Source organism: Brevibacillus fortis (assembly GCF_046196545.1).
Lineage (GTDB): Bacteria > Bacillota > Bacilli > Brevibacillales > Brevibacillaceae > Brevibacillus > Brevibacillus fortis_A.
The window spans coordinates 5415700-5431649 of sequence record NZ_CP176370.1; the positions used below are offsets into that span (position 1 = coordinate 5415700).

24 protein-coding genes and 1 pseudogene are annotated in these 15950 nt (G+C 40.8%); 9 read left to right on the plus strand and 16 right to left on the minus strand.

Annotation, left to right across the window (positions count from 1 at the left end):
- Positions 1 to 411: 411 nt before the first annotated feature.
- Entirely contained in the window at positions 412 to 699 is a 288-nt protein-coding gene (locus ACKKE8_RS26345) for a hypothetical protein (protein WP_409175620.1), read from the minus strand.
- Positions 700 to 1171: 472 nt separating this feature from the next.
- Complete coding sequence (locus tag ACKKE8_RS26350; protein ID WP_409175621.1) at positions 1172 to 1318, minus strand: hypothetical protein; 147 nt, start codon at positions 1316 to 1318, stop codon at positions 1172 to 1174.
- 226 nt (positions 1319 to 1544) lie between these two features.
- Between ACKKE8_RS26350 and ACKKE8_RS26355 the strand changes: the two genes are divergently transcribed.
- Positions 1545 to 1994 carry a DinB family protein gene (locus ACKKE8_RS26355; protein ID WP_409175622.1) on the plus strand — a complete coding sequence of 150 codons (450 nt, stop codon included), beginning with the start codon at positions 1545 to 1547 and terminating at the stop codon, positions 1992 to 1994.
- A 144-nt stretch (positions 1995 to 2138) separates the two neighbouring features.
- Positions 2139 to 2444 (plus strand): NIPSNAP family protein, encoded by a 306-nt coding sequence (locus ACKKE8_RS26360; RefSeq protein WP_409175623.1) that lies wholly within the window; start codon positions 2139 to 2141, stop codon positions 2442 to 2444.
- Between the two features lie 41 nt (positions 2445 to 2485).
- Here the strand turns inward: ACKKE8_RS26360 and ACKKE8_RS26365 are convergent, their stop codons facing one another.
- Positions 2486 to 2650, minus strand: coding sequence for a hypothetical protein (locus ACKKE8_RS26365; RefSeq protein ID WP_409175624.1), 165 nt, complete (start codon positions 2648 to 2650; stop codon positions 2486 to 2488).
- A gap of 821 nt (positions 2651 to 3471) precedes the next feature.
- Here ACKKE8_RS26365 and ACKKE8_RS26370 point away from each other — a divergent pair.
- From ACKKE8_RS26370 to ACKKE8_RS26380, 3 genes and pseudogenes are all read left to right on the plus strand, one after another.
- Positions 3472 to 3522: pseudogene (locus ACKKE8_RS26370) on the plus strand (hypothetical protein); the annotation flags it as partial.
- A 35-nt stretch (positions 3523 to 3557) separates the two neighbouring features.
- Complete coding sequence (locus ACKKE8_RS26375; RefSeq protein WP_409179202.1) at positions 3558 to 3830, plus strand: N-terminal phage integrase SAM-like domain-containing protein; 273 nt, start codon at positions 3558 to 3560, stop codon at positions 3828 to 3830.
- Positions 3831 to 4988: 1158 nt separating this feature from the next.
- The gene (locus ACKKE8_RS26380) at positions 4989 to 5792 is read left to right on the plus strand and encodes a M23 family metallopeptidase (RefSeq protein WP_409175625.1); all 804 of its coding nucleotides are present in this window, start codon (positions 4989 to 4991) and stop codon (positions 5790 to 5792) included.
- A 225-nt stretch (positions 5793 to 6017) separates the two neighbouring features.
- On the opposite strand, the gene ACKKE8_RS26385 is transcribed toward ACKKE8_RS26380, so the two are convergent.
- The 3 genes from ACKKE8_RS26385 to ACKKE8_RS26395 form a co-directional block, all read right to left on the minus strand.
- The gene (locus tag ACKKE8_RS26385; protein WP_409175626.1) at positions 6018 to 6560 is read right to left on the minus strand and encodes a DUF4309 domain-containing protein; all 543 of its coding nucleotides are present in this window, start codon (positions 6558 to 6560) and stop codon (positions 6018 to 6020) included.
- A 139-nt stretch (positions 6561 to 6699) separates the two neighbouring features.
- The gene (locus tag ACKKE8_RS26390) at positions 6700 to 7383 is read right to left on the minus strand and encodes an SOS response-associated peptidase (protein ID WP_409175627.1); all 684 of its coding nucleotides are present in this window, start codon (positions 7381 to 7383) and stop codon (positions 6700 to 6702) included.
- A gap of 52 nt (positions 7384 to 7435) precedes the next feature.
- Positions 7436 to 8263: an ATP-dependent DNA ligase gene (locus ACKKE8_RS26395; RefSeq protein ID WP_409175628.1), complete on the minus strand. Its 828-nt coding sequence runs from the start codon at positions 8261 to 8263 to the stop codon at positions 7436 to 7438.
- Between the two features lie 119 nt (positions 8264 to 8382).
- Between ACKKE8_RS26395 and ACKKE8_RS26400 the strand changes: the two genes are divergently transcribed.
- Together ACKKE8_RS26400 and ACKKE8_RS26405 are read left to right on the plus strand one after the other, a co-directional pair.
- On the plus strand, positions 8383 to 8844 hold the full coding sequence (locus ACKKE8_RS26400; RefSeq protein WP_409175629.1) for a hypothetical protein: 462 nt from the start codon (positions 8383 to 8385) through the stop codon (positions 8842 to 8844).
- A gap of 296 nt (positions 8845 to 9140) precedes the next feature.
- A complete protein-coding gene (locus ACKKE8_RS26405) occupies positions 9141 to 9410 on the plus strand; it encodes a hypothetical protein (RefSeq protein ID WP_020477524.1) in 270 nt (89 codons plus the stop codon).
- Positions 9411 to 9647: 237 nt separating this feature from the next.
- On the opposite strand, the gene ACKKE8_RS26410 is transcribed toward ACKKE8_RS26405, so the two are convergent.
- Positions 9648 to 9893 (minus strand): hypothetical protein, encoded by a 246-nt coding sequence (locus tag ACKKE8_RS26410; RefSeq protein WP_409175630.1) that lies wholly within the window; start codon positions 9891 to 9893, stop codon positions 9648 to 9650.
- 213 nt (positions 9894 to 10106) lie between these two features.
- On the opposite strand from ACKKE8_RS26410, the gene ACKKE8_RS26415 reads away from it, so the two are divergent.
- Complete coding sequence (locus tag ACKKE8_RS26415) at positions 10107 to 10235, plus strand: hypothetical protein (RefSeq protein ID WP_409175631.1); 129 nt, start codon at positions 10107 to 10109, stop codon at positions 10233 to 10235.
- Between the two features lie 105 nt (positions 10236 to 10340).
- On the opposite strand, the gene ACKKE8_RS26420 is transcribed toward ACKKE8_RS26415, so the two are convergent.
- Together ACKKE8_RS26420 and ACKKE8_RS26425 are read right to left on the minus strand one after the other, a co-directional pair.
- A complete protein-coding gene (locus ACKKE8_RS26420) occupies positions 10341 to 10703 on the minus strand; it encodes a hypothetical protein (protein WP_409175632.1) in 363 nt (120 codons plus the stop codon).
- 5 nt (positions 10704 to 10708) lie between these two features.
- On the minus strand, positions 10709 to 10978 hold the full coding sequence (locus ACKKE8_RS26425; RefSeq protein ID WP_409175633.1) for a hypothetical protein: 270 nt from the start codon (positions 10976 to 10978) through the stop codon (positions 10709 to 10711).
- A gap of 279 nt (positions 10979 to 11257) precedes the next feature.
- Here ACKKE8_RS26425 and ACKKE8_RS26430 point away from each other — a divergent pair, with 279 nt between their 5' ends.
- The gene (locus tag ACKKE8_RS26430; protein WP_409175634.1) at positions 11258 to 11764 is read left to right on the plus strand and encodes a hypothetical protein; all 507 of its coding nucleotides are present in this window, start codon (positions 11258 to 11260) and stop codon (positions 11762 to 11764) included.
- Positions 11765 to 11939: 175 nt separating this feature from the next.
- Here ACKKE8_RS26430 and ACKKE8_RS26435 read toward each other — a convergent pair whose 3' ends face one another.
- The 7 genes from ACKKE8_RS26435 to ACKKE8_RS26465 all read right to left on the minus strand — a co-directional run bounded on the left by ACKKE8_RS26435 (position 11940) and on the right by ACKKE8_RS26465 (position 15678).
- Entirely contained in the window at positions 11940 to 12590 is a 651-nt protein-coding gene (locus ACKKE8_RS26435; protein WP_409175635.1) for a hypothetical protein, read from the minus strand.
- Positions 12565 to 13200 (minus strand): hypothetical protein, encoded by a 636-nt coding sequence (locus ACKKE8_RS26440; protein WP_409175636.1) that lies wholly within the window; start codon positions 13198 to 13200, stop codon positions 12565 to 12567. Before ACKKE8_RS26440 ends, ACKKE8_RS26435 begins: the two co-directional genes overlap by 26 nt.
- 16 nt (positions 13201 to 13216) lie before the next feature.
- On the minus strand, positions 13217 to 14014 hold the full coding sequence (locus tag ACKKE8_RS26445; protein WP_409175637.1) for a hypothetical protein: 798 nt from the start codon (positions 14012 to 14014) through the stop codon (positions 13217 to 13219).
- Between the two features lie 218 nt (positions 14015 to 14232).
- A complete protein-coding gene (locus ACKKE8_RS26450; protein WP_409175638.1) occupies positions 14233 to 14454 on the minus strand; it encodes a hypothetical protein in 222 nt (73 codons plus the stop codon).
- A complete protein-coding gene (locus tag ACKKE8_RS26455; protein WP_409179203.1) occupies positions 14438 to 15121 on the minus strand; it encodes a M23 family metallopeptidase in 684 nt (227 codons plus the stop codon). Before ACKKE8_RS26455 ends, ACKKE8_RS26450 begins: the two co-directional genes overlap by 17 nt.
- Positions 15122 to 15142: 21 nt before the next feature.
- Positions 15143 to 15421: a hypothetical protein gene (locus ACKKE8_RS26460; protein ID WP_251252249.1), complete on the minus strand. Its 279-nt coding sequence runs from the start codon at positions 15419 to 15421 to the stop codon at positions 15143 to 15145.
- Positions 15418 to 15678, minus strand: coding sequence for a hemolysin XhlA family protein (locus ACKKE8_RS26465; protein WP_199930092.1), 261 nt, complete (start codon positions 15676 to 15678; stop codon positions 15418 to 15420). Before ACKKE8_RS26465 ends, ACKKE8_RS26460 begins: the two co-directional genes overlap by 4 nt.
- Between the last annotated feature and the right edge of the window lie 272 nt (positions 15679 to 15950).

Consider the following 15950-nt stretch of genomic DNA (forward strand, 5'->3'; position numbering starts at 1 on the left):
GTGTGTTAGATAACAACTTAGATGGGGAAGATATTTATCGTTACTCTTGAAAACTCTTCAAGGAGGGAACGAATTGGGGAAATATCGCTGTTATTACTGTGAACGTGAAACCGACAGCATCCGCCAAATCACGTTTTTCCAAGGTAAGCAGGATCGCGATGAACTATTATGCGATACCTGTCATGCTGATTGGATTGAATCCCTAAAGAGTGAGCCGTAGGCAGGGTAACGCTTCCCACTCCCACCCTTAATGAATGCTAAAGGGTGGGGCTTTTTTTGTTCCCCTCCCGCGTTCAAACTCGATAATCTCGTGGGCTTGATCTAGGTTCCAGACAAAGGGAAATTCTTCTGTCCCCTGCCTTTTCAAATCGTTCAGGTGCCGCTCGCACGCTTGGCGCTGAGTGAGTCCTGCTACGTATCAATTTCCTTTCTCAAGCGCTCTACCTCTTTGACCATCCAATGATAATATTTAATCTCTTCATCTACTTTTTGCACCACTTCAAGTGCTGGCTCGAGATTGATAAAGGCGAGCTGCCTGCTCCGATCCAGCAAACCTTGATTCTCTATGATGTATTTGTCCCACTCCGGGCAGGTTTCGATTTTACCAACGTGGAGGTTGTGGACACTACAGATCGATTTCTTGCCCCATTGAGTAGCGGGGCACTTTTCACATACCTTTTCGATCAGCTTATCATTCACATACACCACCTACCCTTTTCTATTTAACAAATCGTGTGTTGTGTTAAATTTTGTATTTACTTCAAGGAATAATCATTTTAATGTTTATAGTGTTTGAAACATAAATCTGGGATTCGAAAGGTACTTTATATGACTCGCTCATTAAAATTAATACTATTAGGTTTCATCACAGGTCTATTAATTTGCGTTGCTTTTCCAGTCCTTCAAAAGGAAACGACCCTGATGGGATTATGGATGATTCTATGGAGTCGTATTAGTTTACGAAAAGGCTCTGTGTATGGAATCTGGAAGCTTTTAACCTACATAACATTAGTGATTGGTTGGCTACTCTTGCTTTTCGGGATTTTTCTGACAGCCTTAGAGTACATTTTCTAAATTACCGTTTTGTTAAGCGACCAATTCCACCGCTGCTGTGCATATTGCTTCTTGTGGAGTGTCCCCAGAAGCTTCTCCACCACTTGCCACGCATCGGCTAGGTTAGGAGCGGGTTCCAGTTCTCGATCCAGTCGTATTGGGTTGAACTTTTAACCCATACTTGCTTTTCAGACCAGTATGGCTTGTCCTTGTGCCACCCCATGACCTTCGTTGCAAGTGTTTCAATGATCTGCTGCTCTGTCATCCGGAACCCTCTTCATCGCACAAGGTGTAGTACTCGAAAAAATCATCTGCATCATCAAATTCTTCCAAGCATTTCGGGCATATGTGCATTCAACTTTCCTCCCTAACTATTTTGTATAGCGAGAGCAAAAATGTTCGGAAAAGCCGATTGATGGCATCTAAATAATGAATTTTCCGAGAAAAACAAACTATGTTACGATTAATCGTAATAATTTGGAGGTGATTTCATGAACGATGTGATTTCTCGTTTATCACAGTTGATTGAAGCTGTGCCGCAGAGGCTTGCAGTCTCTGAGACAGTATTGTCTAATCGTCCTGCTCCAGACAAGTGGTCCCCAAAAGAAATCTTGGGGCATTTGTGCGACTCCGCTGTCAATAATCTTGCCCGATTCATCAATGTTCAGATAGTGGAACAGCCTTTTTCGGTTGAGAGCTATGACCAGAACCAATGGGCTCTTTTGCAACATTATCAACAGGCATCGATACAAGATATCGTTCAGTTATGGATTTATTTGAACAAGTCGATCATCCGAGTCATTTCTACCATCCCTGAAGAGAAATACGACTGCATGTGCAAACTCTCTAATGGCGATACGGTTTCACTGCAATGGCTCATCAGCGATTATCTAGCCCATATGGAGCATCACTTGCGACAAATTTCTGAGGATTCGATCTGAATGAAAGGAAAGTGTACTCGCTTTTTTTATAAGTAAATCTGATTTCAGGATGAATACAATACACATTTTGTAAAACCATATCCCCTCTTGTTCCTAATACTGATGTACAGTAAGATTTAGGAAAAACCATTAGGGAGTGGAAAAATGGTCACTTGTTACTTGAAATATGTTATTGATCCGTATCAGGTAAGTGTTTTTGAAGAATATGCAAAGATGTGGATACCCCTTGTCAACAAGTTTGGCGGACAGCATCATGGCTATTTCCTTCCTCATGAAGGTGCTAATAATATAGCTTATGCCTTATTTAGTTTTCCTAGTTTGGCAGAGTATGAGGATTACCGAAAGAAAATACTGGTCGATGAAGATTGCCAACATGCCTTCTCACTCGCAGAGCAAACAAAGTGCATCATCAGTTACGAGCGAAGTTTCTTGCGTCCGGTGTTTGAATAATTCTCCTTCAACCTTGTCCATCCTAGATAGGATGGGCTTTTTTATATAATGAGCATTTTGTTAAAAACCGCGATCTTTGCTACTGCCGGTTTGTACACCTCACCAAACGCCATTGCCATATATACTGGTACACCGTTTCCGATCGCTTCATAAAGGTTTTTCTCCCAGTCAGCCCGGGTATTGAAAACCAGTTTCCCAGCCTTCACTTTTAGCCTCATTGGCCATCAACAGAAACCCTTCCGGTGGTTCAATCCAGGTATTCGGTATCTCAAATCCCTGTGATCCGCACATTCTTGTAATGTGAGCTTTCTACCATAGAAACGGGACGCTCGGCGTTTGTCGCTGCCGCAGCCTTTGTACTCGGTAGCCGTAATGTACGGGCATACACCCGGGAATGCTTTCTTGTATTCATGAAAGACGCTTGGGGCTTCGTATCTCCCGCCAATCATCCTGTTTCGATTTTGTATTGGCTCTTCTGTAAACTGAGCTGCGTTCCAAGGTATTCCCCATGTAGGCAGCTTACCTTGAGGAATTATGTTCTCCACCCAAAGTATTTCGTGTGGTAGCGACAGGGACCATTCCAAGAAGTCGCCAGCATATTCGGATGTCGGTTCTCCTTGCGTTCTCGCTGATGAGAAACGTTGGCAAGGTGGCGAAGCCCAGACCGCATCAAATCCCGTCTAATTAATCTTGGTCACGTCAGCCAGTTAACGCTGCGTCCGCTGCCTACATGCCTGCTGAGGTAGTGCTTCCATGGGTCCAATTCGAATCCTACGCATTCATGCCCTGCCTGTTCTAGGCCCAATCGGGCAAATCAAACGAAAATTGCCTATCGGAAACAAGAGAAACGGGCATGGAGCTAGGGATATGAGAAACTTATTCCTCTCAATGCCTTTATCCAAACCCATAAACAAGGTGTCAAAAATCGATTCGAACTCGCTGATCATCTTGGCGTAACGGAGGAATTCCTAGACTCCGCTATTAATAGGTACATCGAAAAGTATGGTACTCATGTAAAGGTTGGCCTATTCGGCAGTCTGGCAAGTTTAAAGAGAAATCCAAGGGTGGTTTCCGCACAAAAAAAGAAGCACAACTTGCAGCTTTGGAAGAGGAATCCAAGTTAACCACTTTGGCTTTGCGGAAAATGGGGACGAGGTTGTTTCGAAGTATTTCGATGATTGGCTTGAAGTTTACAAAAAGCCCAATGTTAAACCGAACACATACTCAGTACAAGAAAGAAACGTCAGGATCAATATTCTGCCTCGATGGGGAAATTACCGTTTAAAGGACATAACCAGAACAGAATATCAAAAGTGGATTAATAAAATATATAGCGAGGGAACAGTTAGACGCATCCACAGTATTTTCAAGCAGCCCATTAAGTGATGAAGTTCATGAATTTCGTATCATCAGAGAAAATCCTATTCAACGGATAAAAATTCCGAAAGAGATAAGTAAAGAAAACCGTGTACAGCATTTTACGAAAGAACAGCTCAGCCTATTTCTCAATTCTCTCCAAACGCCTCAAAAGAATGCTAAATATAAGCTTTCTAAGCAGTATTACGCCTTGTTTACTCTTATGGCTCGAACTGGTATTCGAATTGGAGAAGCACTTGCATTAACCTGGGACGACCTAGAAGGTGACAGATTGACAAGCTAGCGGGCGCACAATTAAGCTAGACGATCTCACAGTCAAAATAATGCGTAGGCATAAGATTAATCAGAATGAAATCATCTTACGCTACGAGAACTATCAAACGTCTGACAAAAATCTAATGTTTCACCAGCATGATGACCGCTGGCTCCGTACCAATGTGGTACGTGAATACTTTAAAGAGGTTTGCAGCCGAGTAGATATCACCCTTCTTTCCCCTCATGCACTCAGACATTCCCACGCAGTCCACACGTATTAGAATCGGGTGCAATAAAAAATACGTGTCTGAACGAATCAGACACGTATTTACACGTTACACAATTAATTATCCAATAGAACCTTCCATCTCGAACTTAATTGTTTTTGCGTTAAATACCTGTAAATACACATTAAAAAACCTTGATAAATCAGGCTTTTCTCTTCCTAAGCATCAATTACCGTTAATATCTTGTAATAAGAATGTGGGCAAATAATGGGCAAGCTATGGGCACCTACACGGCTGTAAAAAGGACTAGCTTGCGCTGCGTTCCTCAGTGAATTCGATGAGTACACAGTCAGTACCTTCTTTCAGCTCCGGCATCTATGTGCCGGGGCTTTTTACATTGGCCAGAAATCATCTTGTTTAAATGAAGAACGAAAACCCGTCAAATCGCTTGGTAGCGGATTGGCATTTATTGTGGAGGTTGATATCTGATCAATACATTCGAAAGAACTTCAAAGGTACAGGTACATGATCGGGGGAAAGCATAATCGCTACCAAATATCCACCCTTCCGTTAAGAAATCTAAAAATAAATGACCATAAAATATATTGAATTTTATATTATTAATGCTAGAATTAATTTGTATAATATTTACATTTTTGCACAAAAAAGGGAGGATTCTGAATCAATGAAACGATTTACTTTGGGATTACTTACTACAGTAATTTCACTAAGTATTAGTAGTACTTCTTTAGCTCAAGCCACTGATGTAAAAACTATGTCCACTCCTGATGATCCATACTCTTCGCTGGGGTGGAGGTGGCCAACCACTAGTAAAGATATTACTGGAAATTATAAAGACCAAGATCCAGATGGTGGTAAGCACAAAGGAATTGATATCGGCGTAAAACTAGAGTCAGTTTATTCAGTTGCTGATGGTGAGGTTATCGCAGTTGGTATCTATACAAGCGCCCCAATTAAGTATGTGACAATTGAACATGACGATGAAGACCCTAATGGAAACAAACTGATCACTAGGTACCTGCATTTAGATAGCTACTCTGTTAAAAAATATGAGGTTGTTAGCAGAGGAGATAGAATTGGTAAATCAGGGAATACAGGAGCTCCAGGAGAAAAGGCTGGAAGGGGTTACCATTTACACTTTGATGTAAATAATGAAGGGAAAAAGAACCCAAACTTCTCAGACACTATCAATCCAGAATATTTTTGGCCAAATGATTTCAAGCGTTTTGCCCTATTATCAGATGAAAGTGATCATCGCAACCATAACCATGAAAATTATGACAATCCTGAGTATTTCATTGACCAAGTACTGATAGATCATATCGGGGAAGATGCTTTCAATGAGTGGTTGAATGGTAATGAGCCTGAAGATAGAACTTTAACAAACCTAAAAAAACAGTTTCATCTAACTGACGAAGATGTGGAAGAAATAGATCGAGAAGCAAAAACAGAAGCAAAAAAGCAATAATTAGTTAGGGTATAACACTTCCCTTCATTCATATCCATTATGTTTTGGTAATTAAAAAGACATTCATTGATATTAAAGATAAGAAACTGTATTCGAACTAAGCCTTTCTAGCCCGTGTTGTTGCCAAACAAGGCAATACCTCGGGCTATGAGTTTATAACTTTGACTGACAATTTCCCTCGTCTTGAACTTGTTATGAAAGAAAAAATAAGCCAGAATACCTGACTTATTTAATCCGGAGAGTAATATTTTTGACTGGACTATCTTTTGTATCAAACTTAAGAATTAGTAAATTTCCATTATTTTCATATTCCAATATAAAAGCATCTCCGCCCGCATCATCCATAAACTCGCGAGAAGGTTCTCCCAAGATTTTTTTGATTTCCTCAGGTGTTCCAGTAAGTCCAACTGTCTTTGGCTCTGCATTCATCATGACGACTTTACTATTATCATTCACTTCATCAATTGAATTGGCATAGTCTTCAAATTGAAAATTAAAACCATCATAATATGCACTAAATCCATACTCTGAATTTCTACCTTCAATTGGCTTTCCCAGTTTATTTATTACCTCTTTTTTTGTTGCTCCGATGCCAATTGAGACACCTTCTAATTGGCCATTTTTCACTTTATCCAAAGTGTTAGATTGAGCAGCATTTATCGTTTTATCTTCAGATGTTTCAGAAATCTTGGAGCAACCAAATAACGCCATTGAACAAATAATTCCTACAAGAAAAACATTACGACATGTTTTAATCAAATCAACCACACTCCTTATAAGTGCATCTTACCATATATTGTAAATAATTCAACGTCATAACTCGATAAACCTCCATATAAATACCATTTTTTCCTACAAAAAAATCCCTCACTTTAGATGAGGGAAAGTTCTCGTAAAACCCGTTCTCTTAAAACAAGGACGAGTTAGCTATTTCTTGAATACATTCTGGCATGTCGTTTTTTGGACTGCCAACCATTGCTGGAACAGGGTAGGCTTTCATCTGTTCGTGATCATATGGTACAAGCAGCGATTGAAAAAAGTCAGCATCGAACTTTTCACGATCAAGCCATGCTGATTCGTCCTGTTGCCGCAATATCACAGGCATGCGATTGTGGATGTCCTTGACCACTTCGTTTGGTTTGGTAGTGATGATTGTACAGGTGTGGAGTTTATTACCTTCTGGACTCATCCAGGTATCAAATAGGCCAGCAAAAGCAAACGGTTCTCCTGTATTCATCATGATCCGCATCGGTTGTTTCCCTGACTCACGCTGCTCCCATTCGTAAAATCCATCTGCTGGTACAATGCATCGTTTCCTCTCAAACAACCGGCGAAAGGCTGGCTTTTCAGTGAGCGTCTCAGCGCGTGCATTAATCATCTTGTACCCGCTCTTCTCATCCTGTGCCCAAGACGGAACTAATCCCCATTTTAGCTGACCAATCCGCCGCTTACCTTGATCGGAAATAATAGCAGGGATTAATTGACCTGGTGCAATATTGTAACGTGGCTGCATATCAAAAGGTATAACCTCGATTTGAAACCTTGCATTGCACAGCTCCAAGTTTGTCACCAGCGTAAAACGTCCGCACATACTATCACCTCTTAGTACAATCATAACCGAATGGCAGTTTGGTATACCAGCTCTAAGCAGTCAGAATGAAATCAACAAATACTGGTGATCGCAGCATGCCGCTCTTCGTCCAATTCCGCATTTTGACACGTGCTTTTACTTGCGGCTGCACGTAAACGAAATCGCGATCCTCTCCAGTTATTAACTGTTTCGCCACCCCGTAAAACGCCTGCTTGTGAGTAGGTGGAACACCAAGTTCGATCACGCCTGCTGGTCGACCGTTGTAATGTGCCAACCATCCGAAGTCTCCTTTACGCCATCCGGCAATATGAACGTCAACATAGCTATAGTTGATGATCTTTAAGAAGTCATCCGTCCGCTTATCTGCATGGTATCTCCCATCCTTGCCCTTGGCGACTATGCCCTCCATATTTCGATCAACAATTGCGTCCCATAAGTCCTCTCCACGTCCGTCGATGTACGCAATTTTACTCATGGTTGGGGTATCCGTTATTGCCTGGTCTAGGACAGATTTGCGCTCCATTAGAGTCAGCCCTCTAAGGTCAGCTCCATCATAATGTAGGATATCGAAAACTACGTAAGATATCGGCAGACGGGACTTTCTCGACTGGAATCGCTGCATAGTCAGCTCAAAGTCAGGGATTCCTGTGTCTGGGTCCATCACTGCGAGTTCTCCGTCAAGGATGATATCAGGACCGTCCGTAATTAGCTCGGGGTACTTTGAGGTCACTTCGTTGTTGTGTCTTGTATAAAGTCGCGTCTCGCCGTTTCTCCGGGATAAAATCAGACGGTGGCCGTCGATTTTTGGCTCGAAGACATACCTAGCATCCGAGAATGGTTCATCTACCTGTTCAAGCAACATCGGGTATACAAATTCCATATAACATCACCACTATAATTGTACCAATCAGTCGTGAAATATTAATTGGTAATTACTTCGTCAGCAACGTTAAAATAACGGGCAGGATAGTTTAATATTATCTTGAAGGGGGCTTAACATTGGAATTGAAATGGGAACCTTATTGGTACGACCTTGACCAAACGATCATCGTAGGTGATAAAGACTTTTTTTATCTTAATAACAATGGAACAGGATTTGCAAATGGTTTCGCTTCTACTGAAGATAAGGAAGTGCTTGCTGAGGTCGTGAAGATATCTCATAGTGATTTGGGCGAGGTACTAGGTATATTAGCTTATGGACTAAGTTATAAATTCTTTCTAGAAGATGGTTCTTCTTTTATTCAAGTAGATTCAGAGCAGGAGCCAGGTCTAATCGAACACTCCACCTCATCTAGCCTTAATGTGAGTAATTGGGTTTTTAATGTAGAATTAAACGTACTTGAAGAGACAGGTTTTTCATCTAAGATGAGATTAGATCTCTTATATAATGTAGAAAGGAACAGGCTGAAAATAGAAAGAGAAGAAAAATACAGACGTTTATTAAATATTGATTCCTTATGAACTATACTGAATTAACAGGAGTCGATTGTACAATAAACACAAAAAGAGGCTGCTGGTAATCGGCAGCCTACGTTAAACTACTGGGTTCGATAGTAGAATAATGAGGTAAGACAAGCGGCATTCTAGGACGTCATTCTCATCCTAGCTATAATGCTCCCATAGACTGAGAAAAATCGCATCCTAAAAACAAATAACGAATTCAATCATCGATATATCGTACTTGAGGGTAATAATAATGTGCTTTATGACTTAACTTCTGATGTAATGAAAAGATAATTTTAAGGGGGAAGAAAGTGGTGAATAATCAATGTAATTTAAAATGGGCTGATTTAAGCGATCCAGTTAAAACGATAATAGAACACATTGATATTAATTGTTGTGATGAAGATTTTCAAGTTGGAACTAAACTAAATATACCGTATTTTAAGGGGAGATTCACTCAAGAAATGGCAGATGCAATTCTCGAATATCAATATTCAACTGAAAATTTAAACGAAAATTGTTATTCTGCCGAATTGCAAGATGGTGTATTGATGATAAAGTTCGTTAAGAGTTCAGAGAGATAGCTCGTTATGTCCAATTTTATAACCAGGAGCGCCCTCATCAATCTCTAAATGAAGCAAAACCCGATCAATTTTACGCCCATACTATCGAAAAAATCGCATCCTAAACACTAGGACTACGAAAAGGAGGACATAACTTATTCCTCAAAAAATCGTATCTTGACAACGGGGAGCATTACAAGCTACCGTTTTTTCTGTTCAGTCATCGTCTTACCATATCCTCGATCTTCTTATGTACCTTTATTCGTAACTCACCTTCATAATGTCCAAGAATGGTATTTTCCGTATAGTTCCGTTTTCATCTACATGAACTAGCCTTGTACGCGAATCAAGAACTGTGATCCGCCCTCGGACTTTCTCAGGCATTCCCCAAACAGTCAACGCTCTTTCGTCGCCATCATCTTTTGCTTCAACAAGCTGATTCCCCAATTCTTCTAATTCAAATTCATCCCGAGTCGGTCTTTTTGGTGTGGATGCTTTTGCCATGTCATTCCCCCCTTAGCTTGAGATTACTGTGATTTTATCCAATTTGATCCTCTTCTTACTAAGCTTATGCATCAAAATTAGAACCTTGTCAACCCAATCTTGTCCCCCTAACGCACGGGCGGACAACTTTTCACATAGCAATATTTTAGCGATAGAACAAGTTCTGTTTGTACACTTGCTAATCGCCAGTAATTTGTAAAGGAGGGATAGAGTATGGGACACAAAGACAATAATGAAGCTAAACAAATTAGACAAGTGGAACGAATCCTCGAAGATGCAATTGAAGCCCTACGGGAAGCTATACAAAGGCTCAGAGAGATTCGAAACGATCTTGACGATTAAGACTGACTAAAACGATAAAGCGGGTCCATCTGAGCATGTTGTGATGGACCCCCTACATAACGTTACTGGATCTCCCGATTGAATGATGCCGTGTTTTCGCAAGAATTACTTCGCCTTCTGCTTGGCGTCGTACAGATAATTGTTAAGCCTCACCTGGCATTCAGCTTTTAAATGTTCCACATTGTAAATACATTCTTCTTGACGACCTTTAACAGTAACAAGGACCAAGTACAAAAAGCCGTCGGTTGTTTTCTGAACGTGGATTTTGCCACCCATCCTCCCAAACTGGCTCCGATATTCGTGATGCTTCCGCTCTGCCCATATAGAAATGGTATCCATCACTGGGCGGTATGACATTTTGAGCTGATCCTGATTAAGGCTTTCTGCATCAAGGGCAATAGCCTTAAAAAGCATGCCGTATAGGATCGTTTCGTGTAGTATCTCTCGCCATTGGTCAGGTTGAATCATTGTCGCTACACCCGCTCAACCTGCAGCATTTTTTCAATGGGCACCCACCACACACCATCAACGCGGACAAGCTTGATCTTGTTCTCAATTGGGTCGATGCCTTTAACAACTCCCCATTCTCGCCGAATACACTCATCAAGCCAGCTGACGGCGATCGCAAAGTCTTTTCGAATAGAGTCGTAAATAATGACATTCATTTCAGCCAAGACGTCTGAATCAACCGGTGGTAATGGAACTACTGCAGGCTCAAAGTGATGTTCATACAATAAGGTCATTTGAAGTCTCCTCCACCAATCCAGCATCGATCAGATCCTGAAGAATGTCAGGAACGCATTCTGAGCTGACGCCTGTGAATTACAGCGTTGATTCTTTCCATAGGAATCACCCTCAACAAGAACGTTTGTTCTTATTATAAGCGAATAGTATTAGTACGCGCAATGTAATTCACACAGAAACGAACAAAAGTTTTCATTGTAATTTAATTATGGAACTATATTTACACCTTTTAAGTTTCATAGTAATATAATGGCAGACTACTAATTGGGGTGATAATAATGAGCAATCAAGGTGGAGATCAGGCAGTTTGGGTAACGGAGGGTCATGAAGAGGAAGTGGCTAGGAGGTATCGTGAAATTAAAGATATTATCCAAGAAAATACGTCAGTACCTTTCAAAGATGCAATCAAACAAATCGCTGGTGTTGCTGTTGGAACGTGGTATAACTATATTTCCCAAGGGGCACAAAGAGGTCGTGTATCAAAGCATACAGTTAAAAACTTGAGTGCATTTTTCGGTTTAGGAGAATCAGTTTTCACAGGCGAAGCGGAATTTACCAATGTTCATAAGGAAAGAATTGCAGAATGGACGAGGGACCGTTTAACGAACGAATCAATAAATACGCTAGACACCCTCCCTCTTATTGAAAAAATTGCATCCATTGCTGATGAGATTGACGATATTAAGGATCAAAGTGAATTAGAAACCGTAATTAGCAAACTAAAAAAGACTTTGACTATTGCACAATTAAGGAAAGATCTTTTGAGAAGCATTAATGAGTTATAAACTAGAGCACAAGCAGCCCTCCCCGGATCTCTCCGTGAAAGGGCTGCGTTTTTTAGCTTATGAACCATAGATTAGTCGTAGCTTGCGAACATGAGGGGAACGTGCAAATGTAAAATATCTATTTTTGTAAGATTAGAAAATAAAAAGTCTCCCAGGTTGCAATAAACCTAAGAGACTAACTGATCACTTCAAACATATTGTTAATTTGAGAACGGTGCTCCTCTGTTTCTGCTAGTAAGGTGAATTCGTTCATCCCAATCCTCAGGAATTCAATCTGCAACTCAACCGCAAAGTATCGGTCAGATATTGTCTCAATCTCATTAAATGATGAAACTGGAATGATATACTCATTTTTCCCTGCATATTGGCGGGGATGTACCACTCTCCCTCCTACCTTTATCAGCCACCTAGCTGAAGTAATAATTTTCAAATCCGGTGGAGGTGTAATCTGAAACGGTGCATTAATAATTACTTTTGTACGAATAGGAGTATTTAATTTAAATGAATTTCCTGGGTTCAGAGGATAAACTGCTAGGTACAAGGTATTCTCCCGGCTAATTTTATTTGCAAGAAAAACCTCTGATAACTTGTTTCTTAAATCCTGCGACTCTATATCTTTTATTCTTATTGCTTCTTGTTTCTGTTCAAGCTCTCCTTGAATTTTACTATTATTTTGTAACAGTAACTGAATACCCGCTGTGTACCCGATTAAAATAACCAATGCTATGAGATGCAATGGATTTTTATATTCGCCACCTAAAACAGATCCCAGAACTGTAATAAGAACTAATGTAATCCAATTAGCTACAGTTATTTTCCAATACATCAGACACTTCCTCAATGAATCGTTTCAAGTAATCTTTACTGCTGTTATCAACAGAAACTGTCCCTGTTTTATATATAGAAATAAAGTTTTGATCTGCAATAATAGAAAGGTAATCAATTTCAAAATTTTGATTTACTTTCTCCTCTACCTCAAACATTTTCATCGGACCATAGAACTCTTCACCTTCGCTATTCCTTATCTCAGCACTCTTAATACTGCCCTTCAGTCGTCTGACCAAGGATAGGAGTATACTATTGCTAAATGTACAATTATTTAAAAATACTCCTTTTGTCTCTAAGTAACTTCCTATATTATCCAAATAGCTATCATTTTGCATCTCTGCAAAAAAATAACCCATCTTTGTATGAAAAAAAGCATTAACATATTGTGAGATTGGTAATTTGAAATAACTACCCCCAATTTTCGTACCAACCTGATATTCATCTTTAATATGAAATACGAAGTGGATGATGTTACTGTCCATTTCATTTGAATGAAACAATTCCACATTCTCATCCTGGTTGGACAAAATGCTACTGGATATAGTATTCTTCAAAAGCAATATCGCGGGAGTGCTCGCCCCATTTACACTGTATAATTTAAACTTCATAAATATCACATCCTAATTATAAACTATCTCTAATCTCATTAAGACAATTTAACAAGTATACTTGGAACACTTTAAAATCCTTTAAATCGCTAATTTCTCTCTCATCGATAACTATCTTAACTGCGCCCCCTCCATATAGTTTAACAGTAATTAAAGTTTGATCTCCCTTACTTGGTTTAGTAAAAGGTAATTCAAACGAAACATAAGACATTTTCCCATGCGCCCTATAATCACTATCTACTTGAGATGTAAACTGATCATCTGAAGGGTCTATCTCATACGAAATTCTCTTGGTGCTATCTCCAGCTCTTTCGATTCTATCGATTTTTGCAGCTGTCCATTTGAACTTACTTTGGACTGCCCTTAAGAATTTATCATGCACCTTATAAGATGTTGCTTCGAATCCAATGGACTCAATCAACGTTTTCACTTTAGATCTGGAATCTTCTTCAGCCGCCCAGTCGAACTTGATATAGACGTGGCTATCCTTCGAAATAACTAAATGTGACTTACTATAATACTTATGCTGGACTTTTTGTGTTACTACTTGATTATCGTGCCATTTTGCCTCATGAAAATACCCTAGGCTACTTTGGGCAGCCGCGAAACATTCTATAACCTTTATACCGTTTATTTCATTCAATTTAATATCAAAGAAACCTTCTCCAGTAATGGCGCCATTTTCTTCAATAGGTGCCTCTCTCTCGACCATAGATGCCATGACTTTTTCCATATCCAAATTTCCATTAGCATCACATAGAAACATGTCAGATTGCTCTAATGTGTTTAGCGTGTATAAAAACAAACTTGACATTCTATATCTCTCCTCGTTACGCAACTATCATTACCTCCTTTATACCATTTTTTCCATCTTTGTCTATCACATTTATCAAGCTACATTCAAAAGGATACCCACTAGACTGCACTCCTTATAACACAAAGGAACGTATATTCCCATTTTATCGTATGAATTTTTGTTTTACAAAACAAAAAAGCCCTCCAGCAGATTTCTCCACCCGAGGGCTGTCACACTCACTCAATTTGTTCTACTTTATCCTTCTTCTCTCGTTGTCCATCCACGTACCCCTCGGCTAGAGTGTAAGCAGTCACTGATCCAAGTGCCATAACCATAGCCGCAACCTTCGTAATCGTGTCACCGTCCATTCCAAACAGCACCAGCACGCTCGTGATAAAGGCAGCCAATGCCATCCACAGTTTTCGTGATGAAAGTTTGCGTTTAAACTCTTCGTTCATGATCTACATCCCACTCTTGTTGGACAAGAAAATCCGGTGTATTTGTAGCTCGATCCACGAGTACAAACAAGAGCCACGGTAGGTCATTCAAAACCTCCTGTGGCTCTGTACGAAGTCGTTGCTTCCACTCTTCTGCGTTGTTTATCAAGGCTTTGCCTTCTGTATCCTTCTTACTGGCAAGGCTGTCCAACGCCTTGTCTGCGAGTTGGAGCTTCCACGGTTCCAGTGCTTTCACTGTATCTTCATCTCCTCTATCCACAGATTTATCCACAGATTGGTAATATTCTCGCAAATACGCTACAGGATCGGTATGTGTCCCGAATCCGCCGCGCCGAACCTCATAGTGCAAGTGTGAGCCTGTGCTGCGTCCGGTACTACCTTGCAGTCCGACGACATCGCCACACTTGACCTGATCGCCCACCCTGACGGATGTGCTGTGTAGATGGGCATATACGTGTGTGCAGCCGTTTTGGTCTTTAACAGCCACTACAATTCCAAAGCCCCCGTATCCTGATCCTTTTACACCTTCTTTGGCGTGCGTGACGACACCAGTAACAAAAGCACGGATTGGTGATCGATGTTTTTTAACCAGGTCAATCCCGGTATGGAATACCTGCTTCGTTGTAAACGGATCTACACGCGGCCCATATGGCTGGTCACACGGTATCCTTTGAGCATCTCGTCGACTTTAGACACGTGCATCGTAGTCCTCTCCTTCCGTGTCATGCTCACTGGAACGTGGTTTGCGGTACTCTTGCACCGCTCGTACACCGAACACGCCGCCTGCAACCGTCATTAGGACTGGAGCCATCATATCCAATAGAGCAAGGTAGCCCGAACTTACAGGCTTACCTAGCAACGACAGAATAAGCCCAATCGCTACGAAAAGAAAAAAGACAGTGCTTGCGATCAGAAGCAGATAGTCCTTCTCACTGACACCATCTCTATCATTAAGAAACGTTTTCATACCGCCATCCCCTTCCACAGCAATGCTATTGCTCCAGCGATCAGCGCACCAATAACCGTACGCCAGAGCCATTTCTGATTATCAGCAACTTCGTTCAGTCGATGATGCGCTGATTTCCCATATTGTAGTGCTTCATTCGCTTTCTCTTTCGCCTCTTCCGCTGTAGCACGAACATCAGTCATAGAGTCCAGTTTTGTCTCTACTCGGACAATCCGCTCGCGGATATCAGATAGTACCTGCATCTCATTGTTTGACATGGGCTCATCCTCCTCTCCACCCCTCGGGGTAATAAAAATAGCCCCGCTAGGAACGAGGCTGGCTCAAGGTCTTAGTGATAAAAATACCCCCGGGATTTCCCGAGGGCCGTCGATGGGATCTCAAAATGGACTACTAAATGGAGTTTCATACGTAATGTTCCCATTTTTATCTTTTACTGACCCGGAAACAAATTTAACTTGATAGGAAAACCCAGTATGCCAAGTATCAGGATTATAACCCATGTAAATCTTGAGAATGGGCTTTTCAGGAT